This window comes from Pantoea sp. JKS000250 (assembly GCF_003201065.1).
GTDB classification, from domain to species: domain Bacteria; phylum Pseudomonadota; class Gammaproteobacteria; order Enterobacterales; family Enterobacteriaceae; genus Pantoea; species Pantoea vagans.
On the sequence record NZ_QICZ01000001.1, the window covers coordinates 4113261 to 4138446 of the forward strand.

General features: G+C 57.1%; 22 protein-coding genes. 7 read left to right on the forward strand and 15 right to left on the reverse strand.

Annotated elements, in window-relative coordinates:
• Nucleotides 1–4: 4 nt before the first annotated feature.
• From BY447_RS19490 to ydgT, 12 genes are all read right to left on the reverse strand, one after another.
• Nucleotides 5–1348 (reverse strand): enolase C-terminal domain-like protein, encoded by a 1344-nt coding sequence (locus tag BY447_RS19490; RefSeq protein ID WP_110331873.1) that lies wholly within the window; start codon nt 1346–1348, stop codon nt 5–7.
• Nucleotides 1326–2669 carry an MFS transporter gene (locus tag BY447_RS19495; protein WP_013357766.1) on the reverse strand — a complete coding sequence of 448 codons (1344 nt, stop codon included), beginning with the start codon at nt 2667–2669 and terminating at the stop codon, nt 1326–1328. The genes BY447_RS19490 and BY447_RS19495 overlap by 23 nt, the downstream gene beginning before the upstream one ends.
• 240 nt (nt 2670–2909) lie before the next feature.
• Nucleotides 2910–3629, reverse strand: coding sequence for an HPP family protein (locus tag BY447_RS19500; protein ID WP_095707253.1), 720 nt, complete (start codon nt 3627–3629; stop codon nt 2910–2912).
• Between the two features lie 208 nt (nt 3630–3837).
• Nucleotides 3838–4470 carry an endonuclease III gene (gene nth, locus BY447_RS19505; protein WP_003849001.1) on the reverse strand — a complete coding sequence of 211 codons (633 nt, stop codon included), beginning with the start codon at nt 4468–4470 and terminating at the stop codon, nt 3838–3840.
• Nucleotides 4467–5171: an electron transport complex subunit E gene (locus tag BY447_RS19510; protein ID WP_033782996.1), complete on the reverse strand. Its 705-nt coding sequence runs from the start codon at nt 5169–5171 to the stop codon at nt 4467–4469. The genes nth and BY447_RS19510 overlap by 4 nt, the downstream gene beginning before the upstream one ends.
• The gene (gene rsxG / locus BY447_RS19515) at nt 5164–5796 is read right to left on the reverse strand and encodes an electron transport complex subunit RsxG (RefSeq protein WP_013357769.1); all 633 of its coding nucleotides are present in this window, start codon (nt 5794–5796) and stop codon (nt 5164–5166) included. Before rsxG ends, BY447_RS19510 begins: the two co-directional genes overlap by 8 nt.
• A gap of 3 nt (nt 5797–5799) precedes the next feature.
• Entirely contained in the window at nt 5800–6858 is a 1059-nt protein-coding gene (gene rsxD / locus BY447_RS19520) for an electron transport complex subunit RsxD (protein WP_095707252.1), read from the reverse strand.
• Entirely contained in the window at nt 6859–9312 is a 2454-nt protein-coding gene (rsxC, locus tag BY447_RS19525; RefSeq protein ID WP_110331874.1) for an electron transport complex subunit RsxC, read from the reverse strand.
• A complete protein-coding gene (rsxB, locus tag BY447_RS19530; RefSeq protein WP_110331875.1) occupies nt 9305–9883 on the reverse strand; it encodes an electron transport complex subunit RsxB in 579 nt (192 codons plus the stop codon). Before rsxB ends, rsxC begins: the two co-directional genes overlap by 8 nt.
• Entirely contained in the window at nt 9883–10464 is a 582-nt protein-coding gene (gene rsxA, locus BY447_RS19535; protein WP_003853423.1) for an electron transport complex subunit RsxA, read from the reverse strand. Before rsxA ends, rsxB begins: the two co-directional genes overlap by 1 nt.
• A gap of 123 nt (nt 10465–10587) precedes the next feature.
• The gene (locus tag BY447_RS19540) at nt 10588–11031 is read right to left on the reverse strand and encodes a DUF2569 domain-containing protein (protein WP_013357773.1); all 444 of its coding nucleotides are present in this window, start codon (nt 11029–11031) and stop codon (nt 10588–10590) included.
• A gap of 110 nt (nt 11032–11141) precedes the next feature.
• Entirely contained in the window at nt 11142–11357 is a 216-nt protein-coding gene (gene ydgT, locus BY447_RS19545; RefSeq protein WP_033782999.1) for a transcription modulator YdgT, read from the reverse strand.
• A 684-nt stretch (nt 11358–12041) separates the two neighbouring features.
• On the opposite strand from ydgT, the gene ytfQ reads away from it, so the two are divergent.
• The 4 genes from ytfQ to yjfF all read left to right on the forward strand — a co-directional run bounded on the left by ytfQ (nt 12042) and on the right by yjfF (nt 16587).
• A complete protein-coding gene (gene ytfQ / locus BY447_RS19555; RefSeq protein WP_013357775.1) occupies nt 12042–12998 on the forward strand; it encodes a galactofuranose ABC transporter, galactofuranose-binding protein YtfQ in 957 nt (318 codons plus the stop codon).
• A 76-nt stretch (nt 12999–13074) separates the two neighbouring features.
• Complete coding sequence (locus tag BY447_RS19560) at nt 13075–14595, forward strand: sugar ABC transporter ATP-binding protein (protein ID WP_013357776.1); 1521 nt, start codon at nt 13075–13077, stop codon at nt 14593–14595.
• Entirely contained in the window at nt 14588–15604 is a 1017-nt protein-coding gene (gene ytfT / locus BY447_RS19565) for a galactofuranose ABC transporter, ATP-binding protein YtfT (protein ID WP_013357777.1), read from the forward strand. Before BY447_RS19560 ends, ytfT begins: the two co-directional genes overlap by 8 nt.
• Entirely contained in the window at nt 15601–16587 is a 987-nt protein-coding gene (gene yjfF, locus BY447_RS19570; RefSeq protein WP_110331877.1) for a galactofuranose ABC transporter, permease protein YjfF, read from the forward strand. Before ytfT ends, yjfF begins: the two co-directional genes overlap by 4 nt.
• A gap of 36 nt (nt 16588–16623) precedes the next feature.
• Here the strand turns inward: yjfF and BY447_RS19575 are convergent, their stop codons facing one another.
• The 3 genes from BY447_RS19575 to BY447_RS19590 all read right to left on the reverse strand — a co-directional run bounded on the left by BY447_RS19575 (nt 16624) and on the right by BY447_RS19590 (nt 21169).
• On the reverse strand, nt 16624–17091 hold the full coding sequence (locus BY447_RS19575) for a GNAT family N-acetyltransferase (protein WP_110331878.1): 468 nt from the start codon (nt 17089–17091) through the stop codon (nt 16624–16626).
• A 672-nt stretch (nt 17092–17763) separates the two neighbouring features.
• A complete protein-coding gene (araA, locus tag BY447_RS19585; RefSeq protein WP_110331879.1) occupies nt 17764–19263 on the reverse strand; it encodes an L-arabinose isomerase in 1500 nt (499 codons plus the stop codon).
• A gap of 202 nt (nt 19264–19465) precedes the next feature.
• Nucleotides 19466–21169, reverse strand: a complete 1704-nt coding sequence (locus tag BY447_RS19590) for a ribulokinase (RefSeq protein WP_110331880.1) — start codon at nt 21167–21169, stop codon at nt 19466–19468.
• 365 nt (nt 21170–21534) lie between these two features.
• On the opposite strand from BY447_RS19590, the gene BY447_RS19595 reads away from it, so the two are divergent.
• The 3 genes from BY447_RS19595 to araH all read left to right on the forward strand — a co-directional run bounded on the left by BY447_RS19595 (nt 21535) and on the right by araH (nt 25134).
• Entirely contained in the window at nt 21535–22518 is a 984-nt protein-coding gene (locus tag BY447_RS19595; protein WP_013357782.1) for an arabinose ABC transporter substrate-binding protein, read from the forward strand.
• A gap of 99 nt (nt 22519–22617) precedes the next feature.
• A complete protein-coding gene (gene araG, locus BY447_RS19600) occupies nt 22618–24138 on the forward strand; it encodes an L-arabinose ABC transporter ATP-binding protein AraG (protein WP_033783010.1) in 1521 nt (506 codons plus the stop codon).
• A gap of 12 nt (nt 24139–24150) precedes the next feature.
• Entirely contained in the window at nt 24151–25134 is a 984-nt protein-coding gene (gene araH / locus BY447_RS19605) for an L-arabinose ABC transporter permease AraH (protein WP_013357784.1), read from the forward strand.
• Nucleotides 25135–25186: the final 52 nt, after the last annotated feature.

Here is a 25186-nt window from a genome sequence, read left to right on the forward strand (position 1 = left end):
TTCTTCAGCGCAGCAGCGCCGGGCGTTTGGCGTTAAACGACCAGTTCTCAATCAAAAACTGCATGCCCAGCGCATCGTTACGATTTTTATCCGGCAGCGAATTGTAGAGGGCATGTGCCGCTTCGACCCGTTCCATATTCAGGGTGACGCCCAGCCCTGGCCCCTCTGGCAGTTCAAGATGCCCATCCCGAATCTGCGGCGGATGCTGCGTCAGCTGTTGTCCATCCTGCCAGATCCAGTGCGTATCAAAGGCCGTCAGACGATCGCCGGGTGCAGCCGCCCCCAGATGCGCCACCATCGCCAGAGACACATCAAAGTGGTTGTTTGAATGGCACCCGGTGGTCAGCCCCCATTCCTGACAGAGCTGCGCCACGGTATGTGCATTACGCATCGTCCAGAAGTGCGGATCGGCCAGCGGAATGTCGATAGCATTGAGCTGTAACGCATGCTGCAACTGTCGCCAGTCATTGGCGATCATATTGGTGGCGACCGGAATACCGGTGGCGCGTTTAAACTCGGCCAGCGTTTCCCGGCCGGAGTAGCCCTGTTCCGCGCCACAGGGATCTTCCAGATAGGGAATGCGGCCCGCCAGCTGTTTACCATAATAAATGGCTTCGTCCAGCGACCAGCTGGCGTTGGGGTCGACCGTGACGCGAGCCTGCGGAAAGCGTTGCAGCAGGGCGTTGACCGTCTCTACCTCCACTTCGCCGTGGTGTACGCCGCCCTTGAGTTTGAAGTCGCGGAAGCCATAGCGTTCCGCTGCGGCTTCAGCCAGCCGCACGACGCCTTGCGCATCCATCGCTTTTTCATGGCGCAGTTGCAGCCAGGCATCACCGCCAGACTGGCCTGTCTGATAGTTCATGCTGGTCAGGTTGCGGTCGGCGATATAGAACAGATAGCCGAGTACCGGCACCCGATCGCGCTGCCTGCCGCTGGCAAGTAATTCGGCAACCGGCAGATTCAGATGCTGGCCCATCAAATCAAGCAGCGCCGCTTCAATCGCCGCGGTGGCGTTGTAGAACTTCTCAGGGTTCATCTGCGGAATGTGGATGTCATCGGTATGCGCGGTCTGCTGATGGCGTGCATCACTGGCAAACAGTGTGGCGATCGTCGCATTCAGCCGCAGCAGTTCGCTGCCCTCAATCTGCGATCGAAAACGTGCCAGCAGCGCCAGCGTCGAAGCGTGACAGGGACTTTCGCCCACGCCGGTACGGCCTGCGGAATCGGTCAGGATCACCAGGATGCGGGTAAAGTAGCAGTTATGCGCGCCACCAATGTTCAGCAGCATGCTGTCATAACCGGCGACCGGCACCACCCGCATTGTTTTAATGACTGGACTGTCTGACATGGTGATTCTCCATAGGATCAAGGGAAGGCGGGGATGGCCTGCGGCGCAGCAACAGCCACAGCCCGGTCAGCAGCGAAACGCTGGTCAGCGCATAGAGGCCGCCGGTAGTGGAACCGGTCTTCATCTCCAGATAGCCAAACACCGTCGGTGCGAAGAAGCCGCCAAGATTGCCAACAGAATTCACCAGCGCAATGCCCGGTGCGACAATCGAGGCGGGCAGTTCTCCCTGCGGCATCGGCCAGAAAAAGGTGGCGCTGACTTTTGAGCCGATACAGGCCACGATCATCGCAAGGAAACCAAACCACGGGGAACCCAGCGTAGCCATAAAAGTGCCACAGGCGGCGACCAGCATGGCAACGCCCAGCGCTTTATCGAGTCTGTCACGGTGGCGGTCTGAAAAGCGGCTCAGCAGGTTGATGGCGATAATGGCGCACAGCCATGGCACAGCGGTGAGAATCCCGATGCCAAAACTGCTGAACCCCTGTATGCGCTGAATAATCTGCGGCAGCCAGAACACCAGCGTATAACCGGTCATGGTCATGGTGAAGAAGATTGCGCAGAAGAACAGCAGGCTGCGATTGCGTAACAGCGACATTTTGCCCGGCTCGCGATTAAGCGCGTCACGCTGTGCCTCTTCACTGTTCAGCTGCTGCGCCAGTGCCTGTTTCTCTGCATCACTCAGCCAGCGCGCATCAGCAGGACGCGATACCAGCACCCAGGCGGCGAGGATCCCGACCAGCACCGAGGCGCCGCCTTCAAGGAACATCACCCATTTCCAGCCTGCTATCCCCAGAAAGTTGTGCATCATCAGGATGGCACCCGTGATCGGCCCGGAGAAAAGAAAGGCGCCAGCCGTGGCGCTCAGGACCATCGCGGTAGCCCGGCCGCGCCAGGCATTCGGCACCCACTGACGGAAATAGAACAGCACGCCGGGAAAGAAGCCCGCTTCGGCGACGCCGAGCAAGAAGCGCAGCAGGTAAAACTGAATGGGTGAGGTGACGAATCCGGTCAGGACCACCACCAATCCCCAGGTAATCATGATGCGTGTCAGCCAGACGCGTGCACCAAAGCGCTTCATCATCAGATTGCTCGGCACTTCAAACAGCGCATAACCAATGAAAAAGAGGCCCGCACCCAGACCAAAGGCGGCGGCGCTGATCCCGGCATCGGTACGCAGTTCGGCTTTAATAAAGCCAATGTTGGCGCGGTCGATCTGATTAATAATCAGCATCACCACCAGCATCGGGATGATATGGGTGAAGAATTTTTTGATGGCGGAGGCGATCAGCTCATCGTGCTGCGGGGACAAGGCGCTATCCATCGTTCTTCCTCATGAGAAACGTAAAGAAGAGCAAAGTGTAGGGCGCTGAAAAGGCCGGCTCTATAGGCATCCGCCCAGGACCGGATGGGCGTCCGGCCTGGGGGATTGTGTTATCAGGACGTTACCGGAAAGGCGAGGCGAAGCGGCTGAGCAAAACTGTGGCAGCGATCAACTTTGTGTGTGTCATTCGGCCATACGGAGCGTGCCGGCAGAACGGGACGCGTCAGCAGCAGGCAGGCTTCAGCCGCTAAACTGACGGCGCTGGGCAATCTCTTCCGCACGCAGCAGCAGTGCCTGCAAATCATCTTCGTCAATATCCAGCAGTTCGCCGCCCTGTAAAGCCTGATGCAGATCGGCGCGCGTCAGCGGGACCGGCATGGCGACCGGCTGGGGTTTGACTTCTTCAGGGGCCAGCGGATGCGGATAGCGGCGACCGGCCAGATTGTTAAACAGCAGAGCCAGTAGCGCCAGCGTCAGTGAGTTGAGCAGGACTGGCGTCAGGACAAACTGATAACCCAGCTGCTGTACCGATGGCCCGCCCAGAATAGCGGTCAGCGCCACCGCGCCGCCGGGCGGATGCAGACAGCGCAGCTGGAACATCAGCAGGATCGCCACGCAGGCCGCGACACCGCAGGCGATGGCCGGATCGGGTATCAGCTGGCTGACGGTGACGCCTGCCAGCGCTGACAGGCTGTTGCCGCCAACGATTGCCCACGGCTGCGCCAGCGGACTGGCAGGCAAACCAAAGAGCAGGACAGCTGATGCGCCAACTGGGGCGACAAACCACAGGTTCAGTTCGCCCAGCATCCAGTGGCTCAGCAGGCTGGTCAGCACCAGGCCAATGCCCGCACCCAGTCCGGCGATCACCACATGCTTGTTACTCACTGCCAGCGGATGCGGCCAGAGGCGCGCCAGAAACAGACGCAGAGGATGCCTTCCAGCAGAAGGGCTCTTCTTCATTACGTTACTCACCGTGTCATAACATTTTCTTATCGTCAGGGGCGGCGATTTTCCATCATCAACATCAATGTAACAACCCGACAAACTGTGCCGGTATTCCTGCGCGTCAGAAAGCGTGGTGAAAAGGAGGGATCGCGCAGAAGACGTCACGCAGCGGGCACAGACAGACAATAAAAAACCCGCCGCAGCGGGTCAGTCATCAGTGGGATCACTCGACTTTGTCGGGATACTCGCAGAGGTCTTCAATCAGGCAGGAGCCGCAGCGCGGTTTACGCGCCACGCAGGTGTAGCGGCCGTGCAGAATCAGCCAGTGGTGGCAATCGACCTTGTAGGCAGCCGGAACCACCTTCAGCAGCTTCTGTTCAACTTCTTCGACATTCTTACCCGGCGCAAATTTCGTCCGATTGCTGACGCGAAAAATATGGGTATCAACGGCGATCGTCGGCCAGCCAAAGGCCGTATTGAGCACCACATTGGCGGTTTTACGGCCTACACCGGGCAGGGCTTCCAGCGCCGCACGATCTTCCGGCACTTCACCGTTGTGCTGCTCCAGCAGAATGCGGCAGGTCTTAATCACATTTTCCGCTTTGCTGTTAAACAGGCCGATGGTTTTGATGTATTCCTTTACGCCATCCACGCCCAGTGCCAGCATCGCAGCGGGCGTGTTGGCCACCGGATAGAGCTTTGCGGTGGCCTTGTTGACGCTGACATCGGTCGCCTGCGCCGAGAGCAGTACCGCAATCAGCAGCTCAAACGGCGAGCTGAAATTCAGCTCGGTAGTCGGATGCGGATTGTTCTGCTGCAGCCGGTGAAGGATTTCGGTGCGTTTGGTCTGATTCACACCGGCTTCCCGACGGCGTTCTGAGGCGCAGCGGTTTCTGCCGCCTGAGCACGCAGCGCTGCACGCTGTTTCATTTTCTGATCGATCAGGTATTTGCACGCCAGCATCATGCCCAGGCCGATAAATGCGCCAGGCGGCAGCATGGCCAGCAGCATCGGCGAGTCGAAATGAACCACTTCGATACGCAGCGATTTCGCCCACGGGCCAAGCAGCTGATCGGCACCGTTAAACAGCGTGCCGCTGCCGATAATTTCGCGCAGCGAACCCAGCACCACCATGGCGCAGGTTGCGCCCATGCCGATGGCAAAGCCATCCAGCGCCGAGAGCGGGATGCTGCTTTTAGAGGCGACGGCTTCAGCACGGCCGACCACGATGCAGTTGGTCACGATCAGCGGGATAAAAATCCCCAGTGACTGATAGAGACCGTAAGCATAGGCGTTGATCAGCATCTGCACGCAGCTCACCACCGAGGCGATGATCATCACATAAATCGGGATACGGATTTCCGACGGCACCCAGCGGCGCGAGGCGGAAATAAAACTGTTGGTCAGGGTCAGCACCAGCGTGGTGGCAAGGCCTAAACCCAGCGCGTTAGTGGCGGTCGCGGTGACCGCCAGCAGCGGGCAGAGACCCAGCAGCTGCACCAGTGCCGAGTTGTTCTTCCACAATCCACCAACCAGCAGACTTTTAGCTTCACTCATTTGTGTCTCCACATGCCGGTAACGAAGAGAGTCTCTCCGGAAGCGTTTTCATCAACAGCGCGGTGCGTTTCGTCGCATTGACCACCGCGCGTGGGGTAATGGTGGCGCCGGTAAACTGATCGAAGTCGCCGCCATCTTTTTTAACCGCAAAGGCTTTGTCAGACGGACCCTGAACCACTTTGCCATTAAAGCTGTTGATCCAGTCAGAGATGCGCAGTTCGATCTTATCGCCCAGGCCAGGCGTTTCATGGTGTTCGATTACGCGCACGCCCAGTACTTTACCCTGGAAATCGGCACCGACCAGCATCTGTATCGCACCAGAATAGCCGTCAGGCGCCGTTGTCTCCAGTGCCGCCGCGACCGGCTTGCCACCTTTACGCGCCAGGAAGAGATGATGCGGCGCACTATTACCCAGCGCTGCATCCGTGACAACGTAACAATCCTGCTGGATGTTGTTGTCATACAGCTCGACAGGTACCACCTGATCCAGCAGATTTTTCTGCTGTAACTGGGTCTGATGCTCTACCGTCGGTTTGGTGACCGTATTCACCACAGCGGTAGCGGCCGTGGTAATCGCGGCGAAAATCGCCAGCGTGACGCCATTTTTGCGAATCGTCTCCAGCATCGCTTAATCCTTCTGATGGCCGTAAACGCGCGGCTGGGTGTAGTAATCAATGAGCGGCACGCAGATGTTGGCCAGCAGCACAGCAAACGCCACGCCGTCAGGATAGCCGCCAAAGCTGCGGATCAGCCAGACCAGCAGGCCGATCAGCGCGCCATAAACCAGACGACCACGATTGGTGGTCGACGCGGTTACCGGATCGGTAGCGATAAAGAACGCGCCCAGCATGGTGGCACCGGAGAAAAGATGAATCAGCGGGCTGTTGAGCGATTCCGGTGAGAAGAACCAGCCCAGCGTGGCGCAGAACGCCAGTGACAGCAGCATGGCGGCAGGGATATGCCAGCGAATCGCACTCTTCCACAGCAGGAACAGGCCGCCCGCCAGATAACCGACGTTCACCCACTGCCAGCCGAGCCCGGCCAGCACGCCGCTGTAAATCGGCTGCGCCAGCAGATGTTCGGCACTGTGACCGGCGCGTAAGCCGGTTTTAAAGGTATCCAGCGGCGTTGCCTGGCTGATGCCATCCACACCCATCTGCAACTGCTGCATGGTGTCACCCGCCAGCGTGTGGCCCCGGAACACCATGCTCAGACTGTCCATCAGGCCGGGTTTAATCGCCTGTAACGTGTCAGGCGGCAGCCAGCTGGTCATCTGCACCGGGAAGGAGATCAGCAGCACTACATAGCCAACCATCGCCGGGTTAAACGGGTTCTGGCCGAGTCCGCCATAGAGCTGTTTAGCAATGACCACCGCAAACAGGGTACCAATCACCACCAGCCACCAGGGGGCCAGCGGCGGCAGGCTGATACCGATCAGGATGGCGGTCAGCAATGCCGAATTATCCGCCAGCGTGCTGGCAACCGGTGCTTTACGCAGACGCAGGATCGCCGCCTCGGTCAGCCAGGCGGTAAGGGTCGCCAGTAAGACCTGTAAAACGGTGCCGTAGCCAAAGAAATAACACTGTGTAGCAAAACCTGGCACCGCCGCCAGCACCACCAGCAGCATGATGTTGCCGGTACTGCGGCGGTTATGGGTATAAGGAGAACTTGCGATACGAAAAGCCATTTAATCCTCAAGCGTCGTAGACGACTGCGCTTTACGCGCTTTGGCACGGGCGATGGCGGCAGCAATAGCAGCCTTGCGCGCATCATCGGGTTGATTCAGTTCAGGTGCCTGTTCGGGTTCAGCATTGGCGTTATTTGCCTGCTCCTGCGCCTGTTCCGCTTTCTCTACCGCAAAATGCGCGGCGGTGGCGAGCGCTGCGGCGTCACGGGAAGCGGCATCGGCGTCACTTTCAGCCTGTGCCGCTTTCTTCGCTTTGGCACGGGCGATAGCGGCCTGAACCGCGGCTTTGCGTGGGTCGGTTTCCACGGCGGCGTCCGGTGCAGCTTCAGCCGCAGCGTCCGGCGCGGCGTCAGTCACGCTCTGCGACGCTGTCGTACCAGCGCCTTCAGCCTGTGCCGCTTTCTTCGCTTTGGCACGGGCGATAGCGGCCTGAACCGCGGCTTTACGCGGGTCGGTTTCAGCAGTGGTGCCTGGTGCGGCTTCTGAAACACTCTCCGATGCAGCCGGAGCCGTCGCATCAGCGCCTTCAGACTGTGCTGCTTTCTTCGCTTTGGCACGGGCGATAGCGGCTTGAACCGCGGCTTTACGCGGGTCGGTTTCAACAGTGGTGCCTGGTGCGGCTTCTGTAACACTCATCGATGCAGCCGGAGCCGTCGCATCAGCGCCTTCAGCCTGGGCCGCTTTCTTCGCTTTGGCGCGCGCTACAGCGGCCTCGACGGCGGCTTTACGCGGATCGACACTGGCGTCAGCAGCCGTATCAGCCGGTGAGACTTTCTTCGCTTTTGCCCTGGCAATCGCGGCTTCAACCGCCGCTTTACGCGGATCGACTGACTGACGCGTTACCGGCTGGGTTTCAGCCTGCGCCTCAGCCTGACGCAGACGCGCCTGCGCATGGCGGGCTTCACGCTGCGCTTCAAGCGTCGCTTCATCCGATTCAGCGGACTGACGGGCTTTCACCCGCGCTTTAGCTGCTGCCAGCTCACTGGTATCGGTGCGGGCAACTCGCTGTTTTGCCTCTTCATGACGCGCTTCACGGGCCTGTTTTTCACGCTCCAGGCGCGCCTGACGCGCTTCGAAGCGGGCTTTAGCTTCCAGCGTGCGTTTCGCTTCCAGATCGATGGCGCGCAGTTCCGCTTTTTCCTGACGGTAATATTGCACCAGCGGAATATTACTCGGGCAGACATAGGCGCAGGCACCGCATTCGATGCAGTCATCGATATGGTGGGCACGCGCTTTATCGTGATCGCCGCCCTGGCTATACCAGTAAAGCTGCTGCGGCAGTAGTTTGGCCGGACAGGCATCGGCACAGGCGGAACAGCGAATGCAGGACTGCTCTTCATCATTGTTGCCCATCTCACTGGCAGAGGGCGCAAGAATACAGTTGGTGATCTTCACCACCGGCACATCCAGCGATGGCAGGGTAAAGCCCATCAGCGGACCGCCCATGATTACCATCTGACGCGGCGCAGGCGTAAATCCGACCTGATGCAGCAGATGGCTGATTGGCGTGCCAAGACGACTCCAGATGTTACGCGGCTGGGCAATCGCCTCGCCGGTCAGTGTCACCACGCGTTCGGTGATCGGTTCACCGTTGATGATGGCCCGCTTGACCGCCCAGGCGGTACCGACGTTCTGCATCAGCACGCCGATATCGGTTGAGCGTCCGCCGTGCGGCACTTCCATGCCGGTCAGAATGCGGGTCAGCTGCTTGGCACCACCAGAAGGATATTTGGTCGGGATCACCCGGATTTGCAGATCGCGCTCGCTACCCAGCGCCTGTTTCAGCGCGGCGATCGCTTCAGGTTTATTATCTTCAATGCCAATCAACACCCGCTCAGCCTGTAACACCCAGGCGAGAATGCGGCTGCCTTCCAGCACTTCGGCGGCGTAGTCCTGCATCAGGCGATCGTCAGCGGTGATGTAAGGTTCACACTCTGCCGCATTGATAATCAGGGTTTTAACCCCGCGCAGGCCGCCTTTCAGTTTGGTGGCGGTCGGGAATCCCGCGCCGCCCAGACCCGCAATGCCCGCATCGTGAATTCGCTGCACGATGTCGGCGCGCGGATGCTGACGGTAGTCTGGCAGCGGATCGAGCGGCATCCAGCGGTCTTCACCATCCGGCGTCAGGAAGATGCAAAGTTCGGACAGGCCCGACGGGTGCGCGGTCATATGCTGACCGATATCCTCAATCACGCCAGAGGTGGGCGCATGGACCGGCAGCATGCGGCCAGTACCAAACGTCAGGGGCTGACCGCGCAGCACTTTCTCGCCGGGCACAACGCCGATCTCCCCTTCATGGCCGATATGCTGTTTCAGCGGGATAATAAAACGGTGCGGCAGCGGCAGTTCGCTGAGCGGCGTGCCGTTGGACTGGGTTTTCATTTCCGGCGGATGGATACCGCCCTGAAAATCCCAGACTTTCTCTTTTTTCAGGAAGTTAAACAGATTAAGCATGAGTTTCTACCGGGATCACCCGTACAGGAATGGTATTCAAATCCCACTTCCAGTTAGCTGGCGTGGTGGCGACCGGACGCATTTCAATACAGTCAGTCGGGCAGGGTGCGACACAGAGATCGCAGCCGGTGCAGACATCGCTCAGCACGGTGTGCATGGCGCGGGTTGCGCCGACAATTGCATCCACCGGACAGGCCTGAATACATTTGGTGCAGCCAATGCAGTTGGCTTCATCGATAAACGCCACGGTGCGCACCGGCTCTTTCGCCATTTCATCGCCATCAATCGGCTGCGGTTCAACGTTCAGCAGCGCAGCCAGCTTGAGCATGGTCTGTTCACCGCCCGGCGCGCATTTATTGATTGCTTCACCGTTGTTGCCGACCGCATCAGCATAGGGACGGCAGCCAGGGTAGCCGCACTGGCCACACTGGCTCTGCGGCAGAATGGCATCAATCTGCTCAACGATAGGATCTTCTTCCACCTCAAAACGGCGCGAGGCGTAACCCAGCAGGGCGCCGAACACCAGGCTCAGGGCACTTAATACGGCAACAGCAATCCAGATCGCGGTCATCAGAATTTCACCAGACCGCTGAAGCCCATGAATGCCAGCGCCATCAGGCCCGCGGTAATCAGGGCAATGGAGTTGCCTTTAAACGGGGCAGGCACATTGGCCAGCACCAGACGCTCACGCATCCCGGCGAACAGCACCATCACCAGCGAGAAGCCGATAGAGGCACTGAAACCATACAGCGCGGCCTGCATAAAGGTGTGGTTGAGGTTAACGCTCAGCAGAGGCACGCCCAGCACCGCACAGTTGGTGGTGATCAGCGGCAGGAAGATACCCAGTAAACGATAGAGCGACGGACTGGTTTTACGCACCACCATTTCGGTGAACTGTACGACAACAGCGATCACCAGGATATAGGCCATTGTGCGCAGATAGACCAGATCCAGCGGCAGCAGGATCAGATGGTTGACCAGCCACGCGCAGATAGAGGCCAGCGTAATCACGAATGTTGTAGCGAGGCCCATGCCAATCGCCGTTTCCAGTTTTTTGGAAACGCCCATAAATGGACAGAGGCCGAGAAACTTCACTAATACGAAGTTATTCACCAGCACGGTGCCAACAAAGAGAAGCAGATAATCGGTCATTTTTTCGCCTGGGAGCCGGAAAGCGGCTTATTATCATTGATAGCGCGGCGTATCTCAACACCCGCGCCTCCCGCAAGGCGGCAGACCGCACTCAGAATTAAATTCCTGACATAACTCACAGCGTTACGGCGCGATAAAGGTGGTTTTTACCCGCTTTGAGCGTTTGAAATAGGGCGCAAATATCGCCGCCGCGAGCAGTGACAGCAGTAACGTCTGGAGAGCACGGCTATCGGCAACCGGCGTAAAGGCAAAGGTTTTCAGCGCCAGCAGCACGGTTATCAGCAGCCAGAGCAGATAGTGGCGCGGCAAACGGCGGGAACGCTTAAAGAAAAGCCAGCTGATCCAGAGGCTGTAGGCCCAGACCGCCACGGCGGTAAGCAGCGAAATGGCCCAGTAAGAGAGCAGGGTGCTGCCGTGTGAAAACAGCGCCACACGCCATTCCGGATTAAAGAGGGGGGTCAGATACATCGCCAGCACCAGAACGGTGGTTAACAGGGTCATTATCAGCCAGGCCAGCGGCAGCAAAAGCCAGCCACCAATACGTGGCGCAGCAACCTGTTCATTCATCGTGGTTATTCCTGTCTCGGGGAGTCGAAGCGCAGCAGAATAACATGTCCAGAGGGGCACGCCCATCCGGACAAGGTCAGAGGTAAAGAGAGCGATTAATCAGCCGGAAATCAGACCACGTAGCGCCACACCGTTTTAGGGACACAGCCAAGATCATATAACCGTCCGCCAGAAACCAGTTCGGCACGACGATGATCGGCAGCCCGATACATATTGATGATTTCCATATCATTTGTAAGGGAGTAGTTAAGGTGATCGAAAAGCTTTTCCAGACTGTCTGAATTATTTACTTTGCGGAATTTAAGCAGGTAATCGTGCGCAGTCATCATTGCCATAACAGATAGAAGTACAAAGGAGTGCTCAGTATAGGGGGCAAGCCAGGGCTGTCCAGATCGGGCCGGTTAAAAAAAGCGAAAATCAGACTAAAGCTCCTTATTAGCCACTAAAAGTCCAAATCTGCTATTTTTATTGCTGTCTGTGCCAGCCTGCCCGCGCGATGCTTTTAAACAGCGTATCAGCTCACAAATATCCATGCCGGAATACAGCGTTAAACGCGCATCTTAAATATCATTTTTCGTCCCTTTATGCCAGCCGCTGCGTTAATGCCTCCTTTCTGACATTTTCAGGGCAGAAAAATTAATCCTTTTGAAACCACACGCATAGAAACGTTTCGCGCCCAGTCTGTACGCGTGAACGACTGTGCGGACAATCACAAAACCCATTTTTTGTTCATCGCAGACCGGATAACCCATTTTGTACGCCTGTCTGTAATCGTTTCCAGTGACGTTAAGCATAAGCGATTCTGTTTATTACAATTATTTAACGAGCGTTGTTTTATTACTCAGCCATTTTATCCATAACGCTGTGACCAGCGAACCCGTCCGGCTGAACGTAACTCCTTTAAATTGCTCTGTTTTGTGAAGTGTGTCGCCATTATGCACGCTTTTTTAGTCCAGTCTAAGCAGGCTCTCTACCCTAAACAGCAAACGCCTTTCAGAGGATTAAAAACTATGTGGAAACGTTTACTTCTGACCACGCTGGTCAGCGCCGCGTTAACCGGCCCGGTGCTCGCTGCAGATATGACGGTCGGCTTCTCGCAGGTCGGTTCGGAATCTGGCTGGCGTTCGGCTGAGACCAGCGTGGCGAAAAGCGAAGCCAAAAAACGCGGAATCACCCTGAAAATCGCCGACGGGCAGCAGAAACAAGAGAATCAGATCAAGGCAGTACGTTCGTTTATTGCCCAGGGCGTTGATGCCATTTTCATCGCGCCAGTCGTACAGACCGGCTGGGAGCCGGTGCTGGAAGAAGCCAAAGACGCCAAAATCCCGGTTTACCTGCTGGACCGCGCTATCGTGGTGAAAGACAAATCGCTCTATCAGGCTGTGGTGACGGCGGACAACGTTCTGGAAGGCAAACTGATTGGCGACTGGCTGGTGAAAACCGTGGGCGACAAGCAGTGTAACGTGGTGGAACTGCAGGGCACCGTCGGGGCCAGCGTGGCAATCGATCGTAAGAAAGGCTTTGCTGAAGCGATCAGCAACCATCCAAACATCAAAGTGATCCGCTCGCAGTCCGGTGACTTTACCCGCAGCAAGGGTAAAGAGGTGATGGAGAGCTTTATCAAGGCTGAGAACAACGGCAAAAACATCTGCATGGTTTACGCACATAACGATGATATGGCGATCGGTGCCATTCAGGCGATTAAAGAAGCGGGCCTGAAACCGGGCAAAGACATACTGACCGGCTCAATTGATGGTGTGCCTGATATCTACAAAGCGATGCTGGCAGGTGAAGCCAACGCCAACGTGGAGCTGACGCCGAACATGGCTGGCCCGGCGTTTGATGCCCTGGAGAAATTCAAAAAAGATGGCACGCTGCCGCCTAAAGTCATCAAGACCGAGTCAAAGCTGTTTCTGCCTGCTGACGCGCAAACGGAGCTGGATAAGAAAAAGGGTATGGGTTACTGATCCACAGACCCGCCCCAGACCAGCCGCAGACCGCCCCCCGGGGCGGTTTTTCATGACGTAAGGCGGAGTGAGCAAAATGATGACGCAAAATGAAATACCGCTGTTATCCATCAGCGGCGTCAGCAAAGGGTTTCCCGGCGTTAAAGCGCTGAGCAATGTTTCCTTTGATATCCGCAAAGGGGAGATTATGGCGCTGCTGGGGGAAAACGGTGCTGGCAAATCGACCCTGATTAAGGTGCTGACCGGCGTTTACAGCCGTGATGCCGGCACGATTACCCTGAATGGTGAGCCGATCACCCCGCATAACACCGCGCAGGCACAGGAGATGGGCATCGGGACCGTTTATCAGGAGGTGAATATGCTGCCGAACATGTCGGTGGCAGATAACCTCTATATTGGTCGTGAGCCGCGTCGCTTTGGCATGATCGACCGTCGCCGCATGGTGCGTGATGCCGATGCGCTGATGCGGAACTACGGGTTTTCCCTCGACGTGACACGTCCGCTGGGTCACTACTCGGTGGCGATGCAGCAGATTGTTGCCATCTGCCGCGCGGTGGATCTTTCGGCCCAGGTGCTGATCCTCGATGAGCCGACAGCCAGCCTGGATGCCAGCGAAGTCGAAATGCTGTTTACCCTGATGGCGCAGCTGAAAGCCAAAGGGATGAGCCTGATTTTTGTGACCCACTTTCTCGACCAGGTGTACCGCATTACTGACCGGATTACCGTGCTGCGTAACGGGCAGTTTATCGCCACTCGCGATACCGCCACGCTGACGCAGATTGAACTGATTAAGCTGATGCTGGGTCGTGAACTGCTGGAGACTGCATTACAGCGTCAGGGCAGCACGCTGCGCAGTAATCAGCCGGTGGTGTCGTTTGAAGATTACGGCAGGAAGGGCACTATCGAACCCTTTAACCTGGCAGTGCGTCCCGGTGAAGTCGTCGGCCTGGCCGGTCTGTTGGGTTCGGGCCGCACAGAGACCGCCGAAGTGCTGTTTGGTATTCGTCGGGCCGATCGCGGGACCGCGAAGATCAAAGGGAAAGTGCAGAAGATTACTAATCCGGCGAGAGCCTCACAGCTCGGCATGGGGTTTTGCCCGGAAGATCGAAAGACGGATGGGATTATCGGCGCGGCCTCCGTTCGCGAAAATATTATTCTGGCCTTGCAGGCGCAGCGCGGCTGGTTAAGGCCGATTAAAAAGCGCGAGCAGCAGGCGATTGCCGATCGTTTTATTAAGAGTCTGGGTATTCGCACGCCGCACGCCGAGCAGCCGGTGGAACTGTTATCGGGCGGCAACCAGCAGAAGGTGTTGCTGTCGCGCTGGCTGGTGACTAAACCGCAGTTTTTAATCCTCGACGAACCGACGCGCGGCATTGATGTAGGCGCACACGCCGAGATTATCCGTTTAATTGAATCCCTGTGCGCCGATGGTCTGGCGCTGCTGGTGATCTCCTCTGAACTCGAAGAGCTGGTCGGTTATGCCGATCGGGTGTTGATCATGCGCGATCTGAAGCAGGTGGCAGAAATTCCGCTGGAGCAGCTTTCGGTGGCGTCGATCGTCAATGCTATCGCGGACGGAGGGGCTAAACATGCCTGATTCCTCTATGACAACTGAAAAAATGCCACGTCGTAAGCTGAAGTTCCCGCCAGGGATGCCGCAAATCGCCGCGCTGCTGCTGGTGCTGCTGATCGACAGTCTGGTAGCCAGTAACTTTTTTGCCGTGCACCTACAGGATGGGCGTCTGTTCGGTAGCCCAATCGATATTCTTAACCGTGCGTCCCCGGTTGCCCTGCTGGCGATTGGCATGACGCTGGTGATCGCTACCGGCGGCATCGATCTTTCCGTGGGTGCAGTGATGGCGATAGCGGGCGCGACCGCCGCCACACTGACTGTCGCCGGACATGGTGTGCCGTTTATTATTCTCTGCACGCTGGGAACCGGTTTAGCCTGTGGTTTGTGGAATGGGGTGCTGGTGGCGCTGCTGCGTATTCAGCCGTTTGTTGCCACGCTGATTCTGATGGTCGCCGGGCGTGGTATCGCTCAGCTGATTACGCAGGGGCAGATTGTGACGTTCGACAGTGACAGCCTTGGCTGGTTTGGTAACGGCTCGCTGTGGATGTTGCCGGTGCCGGTCTGGATCACGCTGGTGGTGGCGCTGGCGGTCTGGCTGCTGACGCGCAAGACCGCGCTGGGTCTGTTTATCGAAGCGGTGGGGATTAACCTGCGCGCGGCCCGCAACGCGGGCGTGACCGGCTGGCTGGTGGTGATGTCGACTTATGCGATCAGTGGCGTCTGTGCCGCTGTGGCCGGGCTGATTGTCGCGGCGGATATTCGCGGCGCGGATGCCAATAATGCCGGTTTATGGCTGGAGCTGGATGCGATTCTCGCAGTGGTGATTGGTGGTGCATCGCTGATGGGTGGCCGCTTTAATCTGGTGTTGTCGCTGATTGGCGCGCTGATTATTCAGTCGATGAATACCGGGATTCTGCTTTCCGGCTTCCCGCCGGAGCTGAATCAGGTGGTGAAAGCGGTGGTGGTGATGTGTGTGCTGTTGCTGCAGTCACCGCGGTTTATTGCGATGTTGAAACGGAGACGCCCGACATGATTAAACGTCATCTTCCGCTGATGATCACGCTGCTGGTGTTTGTGGCGGGTTACCTGTTTTGTCTGAGTCAGTTTCCGGGCTTTGCCTCAACCCGGGTCATCTGCAATATCCTGACTGATAATGCGTTCCTCGGCATTATTGCCGTCGGCATGACCTTTGTGATTTTGTCGGGTGGTATCGATCTGTCGGTCGGCGCGGTGATCGCCTTTACCGGCGTGTTTCTGGCGCGGGCAATTGGTGATTTTCATATCGATCCGTTGCTGGCGTTTGCGGTGATTCTGTCACTGGGTGCGCTGTTCGGCGCCATGATGGGCTGGCTGATCGATGCGCTGAAGATCCCGGCCTTTATCATTACGCTGGCGGGGATGTTTTTCCTGCGCGGCTGTTCTTATCTGGTGTCCGAGAATTCGATTCCCATCGATCATCCGTTCTACACCCTGCTGTCCAGTCTGGCGTGGAAAGTGCCGGGCGGAGGGCGTCTCAGTCTGCTGGCGGTGATTATGCTGGTGGTGGTGTTAGGCGGGATTATTCTGGCGCACCGTACGCGGTTTGGTAACCGGGTTTACGCCATCGGCGGCAATATGACGTCGGCTCAGCTGATGGGCGTTTCAACCCGTGCGACTACCATCAAGATTTATATGCTTTCCACCACGCTGGCGACGCTGGCTGGCATCGTGTTCTCGATCTATACCTCGGCAGGATATGCGCTGGCCGGGCTGGGTGTGGAGCTGGATGCGATTGCGTCGGTGGTGATTGGTGGCACGTTGCTGTCGGGGGGTGTTGGGACGGTGCTGGGCACGCTGTTTGGTGTGCTGATTCAGGGGCTGATCCAGACCTGGATTAATTTTGACGGCACGCTGAGTTCGTGGTGGACCAAGATCGCCATCGGGATTCTGCTGTTCGCATTTATCGCGCTGCAGCGGTTACTGACGGTGATCTGGGATCGTCAGCAGAACGCACCGGTTAAACGAATCCCTGGCTGAATAAATGGCTGAATGGCGGCTCTCAGGAGCCGCCATTTATTGTGCCAGATGCAGCACCATCACCGTGACGTCTTCACCCGCTATGTGCCGCTGTTCGACCGCCCGCCATCCTGAACGCTGATAGTACGCCTGTTGATCGGGGGTATAGAGCCAGAGCTCGCCAATCTGGTGATGTTTTGCCCGGACAATCGCTTGCTGGATCAAGGCTTTCGCCACGCCCCGGCCCCGGAATTTCTTATCCGTCACCACTTCGCCAATCCAGTATTCCCTTGCCGCGATGTCGTCCAGTTCATAACGGATGACGCTACAGGTCGCGATAACCGTTTCGCCGTCCGATGTGGCGACGAGGGTAAATTCCGACGAGCCGGTCTGATTCCGTTTTGTTAAACGCGTAAGGATAGTGGGCTGATCCGACCATGCAGGGAGATGTGACCATTCTGTATGCAGCAGTTGTGCAGTTTGTGAGGCGTAGTCGGGATGCTGGTTCAGATCGGCAATTTGCATGGCGCTTTAACCTTTTTTTATCAGGTATGTAGCAATACAGGCTGGTGGAGGAAAGTGCAAGATGGTGAAAGAGTTGAGTTTTAGCAAAGAGACCGGTGTTCTTATGTATTACCGGGAAAATAATCGCTATGGGATTCGGGTGTAAGGTCAGCAAAGGTATGCCTGATCGCAAAGGGTTCCCGCATCCATGCGGATCGGCCGCGCCATCCCTGGCGCGGACGCTTTGCTCTTCAGGCATACCATTCCTTCCCGGTTGGGCTTGATCATTGCTGTAATTAAACGTGCGAACGCAAAGTTGAGATTAAGCAGGCTAAAATCAGCAGTGAAGTAAGGCGTCTGGTACATGAGATTTTTAATTGCTGCCAGGAATGGTTGGATCCTTAAAAAATCGCTTAGGTGCCACAAAAAAGGAGGGGATGACGGGTAGTGGAGTAAAGCGTCCGCCGCATGGACAAAAACGCCGGGAGCGTTTTTGAACAACGCGAAGCGTTGGCCCGCTTGCGGGCGAGCCTCATGGATGAGGCGAGTCGTCCGGCGGCCGAGCCTACAGGGATGTATTTACGGCGACTTTACGGAACGCCCGCCAATAGCACTTATTTACTAAAAAACGGCACCTTATCAATCCTGAAGCAGTATCTTTTCAGAACCCCTAAAGCGCCGCTTAATCACCTATTAACGTTTCAACCGGTAATACGCTTCATTCCAGCGCAGCGCGTCTTTAAACGCAGGCAAGGTGGTGTGCTCATCTATCACCAGCACTTCGATATCATTCATCTCACCATACAGATACATATCGTCGAGCGTCAGCGCCTGACTGAACACCGTATGGTGCGCACCGCCGCCCAGAATCCACGCTTCGGAAGCAGTCGCCAGTGATGGCTGCGCTTTCCACAGTGCGCGGGCAACCGGCAACTTCGGCAGCGGTTTCGGCTGCTCGATAGCATCCACCACGTTAACCAGCAGACGGAAACGATCACCCATATCAATTACGCTGGCGTTAACCGCACGGCCCGCTGGCGTGGAGAAAATCATGCGCGCCGGGTCGGCTTTATCGCCAATGCCGAGGAACTGCACATCGATTAATGGCTTCTCTTCAATGGCAATCGACGGACAGACTTCCAGCATGTGCGAGCCGAGCACCAGATCGTTGCCCGGTGAGAAGTGATAGGTGTAATCCTCCATAAATGAGGTGCCGCCTTTGCGATCGCCTGCCAGCACTTTGAAAATGCGCAGCAGCGCAGCGGTTTTCCAGTCACCTTCACCTGCGAAGCCATAACCCTGACCCATCAGACGCTGAACCGCCAGACCGGGCAACTGTGTCATGCCGTGCAGCGTCTGGAAGTTAGTGGTAAAGGCATGGCAGCCCTCCGCTTCCAGGAAACGTTTCAGACCCAGCTCAATGCGCGCGGCATCCAGCACGTTCTGACGTTTTTCGCCGCCAGATGCAGCAACATCGGTAAAACGATACAGGCTTTCGTACTCGTCGATCAGCGCATTTACGTCGCCATCGCTGACGCCATTGATCACCTCAACCAGATCGCCTACACCCCAGCCATTCACTGAATAGCCGAACTGAATCTGTGCGGCGACCTTATCGCCTTCGGTCACGGCCACTTCACGCATGTTGTCGCCAAAACGCGCGACTTTCAGCTGCTGGCTAGCCTGTTTTGCCAGCGCTGCACGCATCCAGTTCCCCAGACGCTGCTGACTGGCGCTATCTTTCCAGTGACCGGTCACCACGCTGTGCTGCAGGCCCATGCGCGCGCCGATGAAACCGAACTCACGGCCGCCGTGCGCGGTCTGGTTCAGGTTCATAAAGTCCATGTCCATGCTGTCCCACGGGATCTCCGCATTGAACTGGGTATGGAATTGCAGCAGCGGCTTATTCAGCACGCTCAGGCCGCCAATCCACATCCTGGCTGGAGAGAAAGTATGCAGCCAGGTAATGATCCCGGCGCACTGCTTGTCATAGTTTGCGTCGCGACACAGGGCCAGCGCTTCATCCGGTGACTTCACCAGCGGTTTCAGCTCCAGACGCATGGGTAAACCGGCCTGATTCAACCCCTCAACGACCTGACGTGCATGCTGTTCAACCTGGCGTAACGTCTCCGGCCCGTAGAGGTGCTGCGTGCCGATGACAAACCACACGCTGTAGTTGTTTGACTGTTCCATAAAACCACTCCTTTACTTTGCGCCTACCTTAGTAGGCTAATTTATTTGTCAGTCTGAACCCGGGCAGTGCTCACACAGGCTGCTTTAGCAACCTGAACGCCCTGAAGTGCGGCCCTGAAGGGGCGAGCACAGCGAGTAATCCTCACGTACTCCGTGTACGCTGGCTGTTTCACGCTGTCCGTGTCCAGACTGCCTGCAACAATTACGCCTGTTGGGCCAGGCTCGTAGCGTAAGCGGGGCGGGCGGCGAACTGCGGTTCTGCCGTCACGCACCATTGTTGATAGCGTTGATAAAGCTGTTGATAGCGGGCGACACGCGCCGGATCGGGCTGCAGCGTCACGGCAATCGGGCTGGCCATAACCTGCTGTGCATCGGGCACGCTGGCGTGAACACCGGCGGCGACGGCGGCGAAAATGGCCGCACCCAGCGCACAGCACTCGTCAGAGGCGACGATATCCAGTGGCCGGTTCATCACATCGCAGCAGGCCTGCATAATCGCCGGAGATTTCCGCGCAATGCCGCCGAGGGTCAGAATGCTCTCGACCGGGATCTGCTGCTGCTCGAAACACTCCATAATGGCGCGTGCGCCAAACGCGGTTGCCGCGACCAGACCGCCAAACAGCGCGGGTGCATCGGTGCCCAGATTCAGGTCGGTAATTACCCCTTTCAGACGCTGATTGGCGTTTGGCGTGCGGCGACCGTTAAACCAGTCCAGCACCACCGGCAGATGGTCGAGCTGCGGATTGGCGGCCCAGGCTTCGGTCAGATCTTTAATCAGGTTTTTCTGCATCTCAGCCAGCTGAGGTTTCAGCTCCGGATGCTGCTGCGCCGCCAGCTGTAACGGCCAGCCCAGTAAACGGCTGAACCAGGCATAGATATCACCAAAGGCAGACTGACCGGCCTCCAGCCCGATAGCGCCAGGCACGACGCTGCCATCGACCTGACCACAGATGCCTTTAATATCGCGATCGCCAACTTTTTCTGCGTCAGCAATCAGGATGTCGCAGGTGGAGGTGCCGATCACTTTCACCAGCGTATAAGGTTTAGCTCCGCCACCGACTGCGCCCATATGGCAGTCAAATGCGCCACCGGAGAGCGTGACGGTCTGCGTCAGGCCCAGACGCTGCGCCCACTCGGGGCTGAGCGTGCCGACCGGCAGATCCGCGGTCCAGGTCTCTGTGAATAACGGGGAGTCGAGCTGCTGGGTTAACAGCGGGTCGAGTGCATTAAGGAAATCGACATCGGGCAGGCCGTTCCAGTCGCCGTGCCACAGTGCTTTATGCCCGGCCGCACAGCGGCCACGGCGCAGCTTATCTGGCGCGGTGGTACCGCTTAACAGGGCAGGCACCCAGTCGCACAGCTCGACCCAGGAAACGGCGGCCTCACGCACGGCCGCATCTTCACGCGACACGTGCAGAATCTTCGCCCAGAACCACTCCGATGAGTAAATGCCGCCGATATAGCGGCTGTAATCCTGGAAGCGGCCGCTGTGGCACAGCTGATTAATCTCTTCGGCTTCTTCTATCGCCGTGTGATCTTTCCACAACACAAACATCGCGTTGGGGTTCTCCGCGAACTCCGGGCGCAGCGCCAGCACGTTGCCGTCGCGGTCGATGGGCGCCGGGGTTGAACCGGTGCTGTCAACGCCAATGCCGGCTACGGCGTTGCGTTGATCGTCGCTCAGTGCATTCAGCACGCCGAGCAGCGCCTGCTCCATCGCGTCAATGTAATCCTGTGGATGGTGACGAAAACGGTTAGTGTGCGGATCGCTGTATAAGCCCTGCTGCCAGCGCGGGTAGCTGCACACCGCACTCTGCAGCTCTTTGCCGCTATAACAATCCACGGCCAGCGCACGCACCGAATCACTACCAAAGTCCAGCCCAAGGGTGATGGCTCCAGCACGCATCGGAATCTCCTGTAGTTAGTTAACTCCTGTATCCTGGGTTCGGCGCGCCGGAACAGTTAGTCATCGCTGGCTGACAATATGCACTTTTCTGTCATCGGCAGTGATTTTGTGATCCATTGCAAAAGTTAAGCTCCGGTTAAATTTGCTGAATATATGGATCATTTTGTCGTGATTTTAATGTGTGATACCGCTCTACATTTTTCTTCGCTAATACCGCTAAAACTAGCCCAGCGTCTGGACAGTCTGTCAACACATGCCAGCCTAACGCACTGATTTATGGCTGTACCCACATAAGAAAATTAACTGGTAGCGTTTACACCGATTCGTTATTAGCAGCGAAAAATAACCTGGTACCGGAGAGCATCATGCATAAATTCACTAAAGCATTCGCGGCCATCGGCCTGGCAGCGGTTATGTCACAATCCGCTATCGCCGAGACCATGAAGCTGGGTTTTTTAGTCAAGCAACCAGAGGAACCCTGGTTCCAGACTGAATGGAAATTCGCCGACAAAGCGGGCAAAGATCTTGGCTTTGATGTCATCAAAATTGCCGTGCCGGATGGTGAAAAAACCCTGAATGCCATCGACAGCCTGGCGGCTAACGGCGCGAAAGGTTTTGTTATCTGTACTCCCGATCCGAAACTCGGTTCCGCCATTATGGCGAAGGCACGCGGCTATGGCCTGAAAGTCATCGCCGTGGATGATCAGTTCGTTACTGCCAAAGGCAAGCCGATGGACACCGTGCCGCTGGTGATGATGGCGGCCACCAAAATTGGTGAGCGTCAGGGGCAGGAACTCTATAAAGAGATGCAGAAACGCGGCTGGGATGTGAAAACTACCGGCGTGATGGCGATTACCGCGAACGAACTCGACACCGCACGTCGTCGTACCGGCGGCTCAATGGACGCGATCAAAGCCGCTGGCTTCCCGGCAGCCCAGATCTACCAAGTTCCCACCAAATCTAACGATATCCCTGGCGCATTTGACGCCGGTAACTCCCTGCTGGTGCAGCATCCTGAAGTCAAACACTGGCTGGTTGTCGGCATGAACGACAACACCGTGCTGGGCGGCGTGCGTGCCACGGAAGGACAGGGCTTCAAAGCGGCTGACGTCATCGGCATCGGCATCAACGGCGTCGATGCCATCAGTGAACTGTCAAAAGATAAGGCGACCGGCTTCTACGGTTCGCTGCTGCCAAGCCCGGATATCCATGGCTACAAAAGCAGCCAGATGCTCTACAACTGGGTCAGCAAAGGTGAAGAGCCACCGAAATTCACCGAAGTTACCGATGTGGTGCTGATCACCCGTGACAACTTCAAAACTGAACTGGCGAAAAAAGGACTGATGTAACCCTGAGCCTGTCGGGCTGTCTGCAGCCCGGCATCCTTAATAGCCGATTTCGCGCCGCCCGCCCTGACAGGCCGGTGGCGCGAAAGAGTGAGGACCAACATGAACACTGATTCAGCATTTCTGTCGTTTCATGGCATCAGTAAAACCTTCCCTGGCGTGAAAGCGTTGCAGGATATCTCCTTCGACTGCCGGGGCGGTGAAGTCCATGCGCTGATGGGCGAGAACGGCGCAGGCAAATCGACGCTGTTAAAAATACTCAGCGGCAGTTATCAGCCGAGCGGCGGTGAGATTCGTATCAAAGGCAAGCCGATGAGCTTTCAGCGCACCACAGATGCGCTGGACGCGGGCGTCGCCATTATTTACCAGGAACTGCATCTGGTGCCGGAAATGAGCGTGGCGGAGAACATCTACCTCGGCCAGATTCCGCACAAACATGGGCTGGTCAATCGTAAGCTGATGCGCTTTGAGGCGGGCCTGCAGCTGAAAAATCTCGGCATGGATATCGACCCTGATATGCCGCTGAAATACCTGTCGCTGGGGCAGTGGCAGATGGTGGAGATTGCCAAAGCGCTGGCGCGCAACGCACGCATTATCGCCTTTGATGAGCCAACCAGTTCGCTATCGGCGCGTGAAATCGACAACCTGTTCCGCGTTATCCGTCAGCTCCGCGAGGAGGGCCGGGTGGTGCTCTACGTTTCACACCGCATGGAGGAGATCTTCGCCCTCAGTGACGCCATCACTGTCTTCAAAGATGGCCGCTACGTGCGGACCTTTACTGACATGGCTAACACCCATCACGACGATCTGGTGCAGGCGATGGTGGGCCGTAATCTGGGTGATATCTATGGCTACTCACCACGCGCTAAAGGCGACGTGCGGCTTGAACTGGACAAGGTCGAAGCAAAGGGCGTGCGGACGCCGATTTCGCTGAAAGTTCATGCCGGTGAAATCGTCGGTCTGTTTGGTCTGGTCGGAGCCGGACGCAGTGAACTGCTGAAAGGGTTATTTGGCGGCACGCGTCTGCGTGGCGGTCAGGTGATCCTGGACGGCAAACCGCTGCCGCTGCGTGAACCCATCGACGCTATCCGTGCGGGCATCATGCTTTGCCCGGAAGACCGCAAAGCCGAGGGCATTATTCCGGTGCACTCGGTGCGCGACAACATCAATATCAGCGCCCGTCGTCATAATCTCACCGCCGGTTGCCTGATTAAAAATGGCTGGGAAAACAAAAACGCCGACAGCCATATACGCTCGCTGAACATCAAAACGCCCAGCGCCGATCAGCTGATCATGAACCTCTCCGGCGGTAACCAGCAGAAGGCGATTCTGGGACGCTGGCTCTCCGAGGATATGAAAGTGATCCTGCTGGATGAGCCCACGCGCGGCATCGATGTCGGTGCCAAACATGAAATTTATAACCTGATTTATCAGCTGGCGAACCGGGGCATTGCGGTGCTGTTCGCCTCCAGCGATTTACCGGAAGTGATGGGCCTGGCCGATCGCATCGTGGTGATGCGTGAAGGTGCCATAGCCGGTGAACTGCTGCACGACGACGCCACGGAGCAGCAGACGCTGAGCCTGGCGATGCCCAAAACCACTCAAGCGGCCGCCGTGGCCTGACAGGAGATCATCATGGCTTCATCCACGACCTCAAATACGCCGCAGCCCGCTTCACGCGGCGGCCTGCAGTTAGGTCGCATCTGGGACAACTTCGGCATGCTGGTGGTCTTTGCGCTGCTGTTTATTGTCTGTGCGATTTTTGTGCCGAATTTTGGCTCGTTTATCAATATGAAAGGCTTAGGGCTGGCGATGTCGATGTCCGGCATGGTCGCCTGCGGCATGCTGTTCTGTCTGGCCTCCGGGGATTTCGATCTGTCGGTCGCCTCGGTGATCGCCTGTGCGGGTGTGGTGACCGCCGTGGTGATCAACATGACCGAAAGCCTGTGGATTGGCGTGGCAGCCGGTCTGGTGCTCGGCATGATCACCGGCTTTATCAATGGCTTTGTGATTGCCCGACTGAAGATCAATGCACTGATCACCACGCTGGCGACCATGCAGATTGTGCGCGGCCTGGCCTATATCTTCTCTGACGGTAAAGCGGTCGGGATCGAAGATGAGCGCTTCTTTGAGCTGGGCTTTGCCAACTGGCTTGGCGTGCCAGCACCCATCTGGCTGACACTGGCGACCATGCTGATCTTCGGCTTCCTGCTTAACAAAACCACCTTTGGCCGTAATACCCTGGCAATTGGCGGCAATGAAGAGGCGGCGCGACTGGCCGGTGTGCCGGTGGTGCGTACCCGCATCATCATCTTCATTCTGTCCGGGCTGGTTTCCGCAGCGGCGGGCATCATCCTGGCGTCACGTATGACCAGCGGTCAGCCAATGACCTCCATCGGCTATGAGCTGGTGGTGATTTCTGCCTGCGTACTGGGCGGTGTGTCGCTGAAGGGCGGCATCGGCAAGATTTCCTACGTGGTTGCAGGGGTATTAATTCTCGGCACCGTCGAGAATGCGATGAATTTATTGAATATCTCGCCATTCTCACAGTATGTGGTGCGCGGTCTGATACTGTTAGCTGCGGTGATTTTTGACCGTTACAAACAGAAAAAAGCCTGACTGATCGAGCCGTTGGCCCGCAGAAGCAGACGCCTCTGCGGGCTATCCGAAC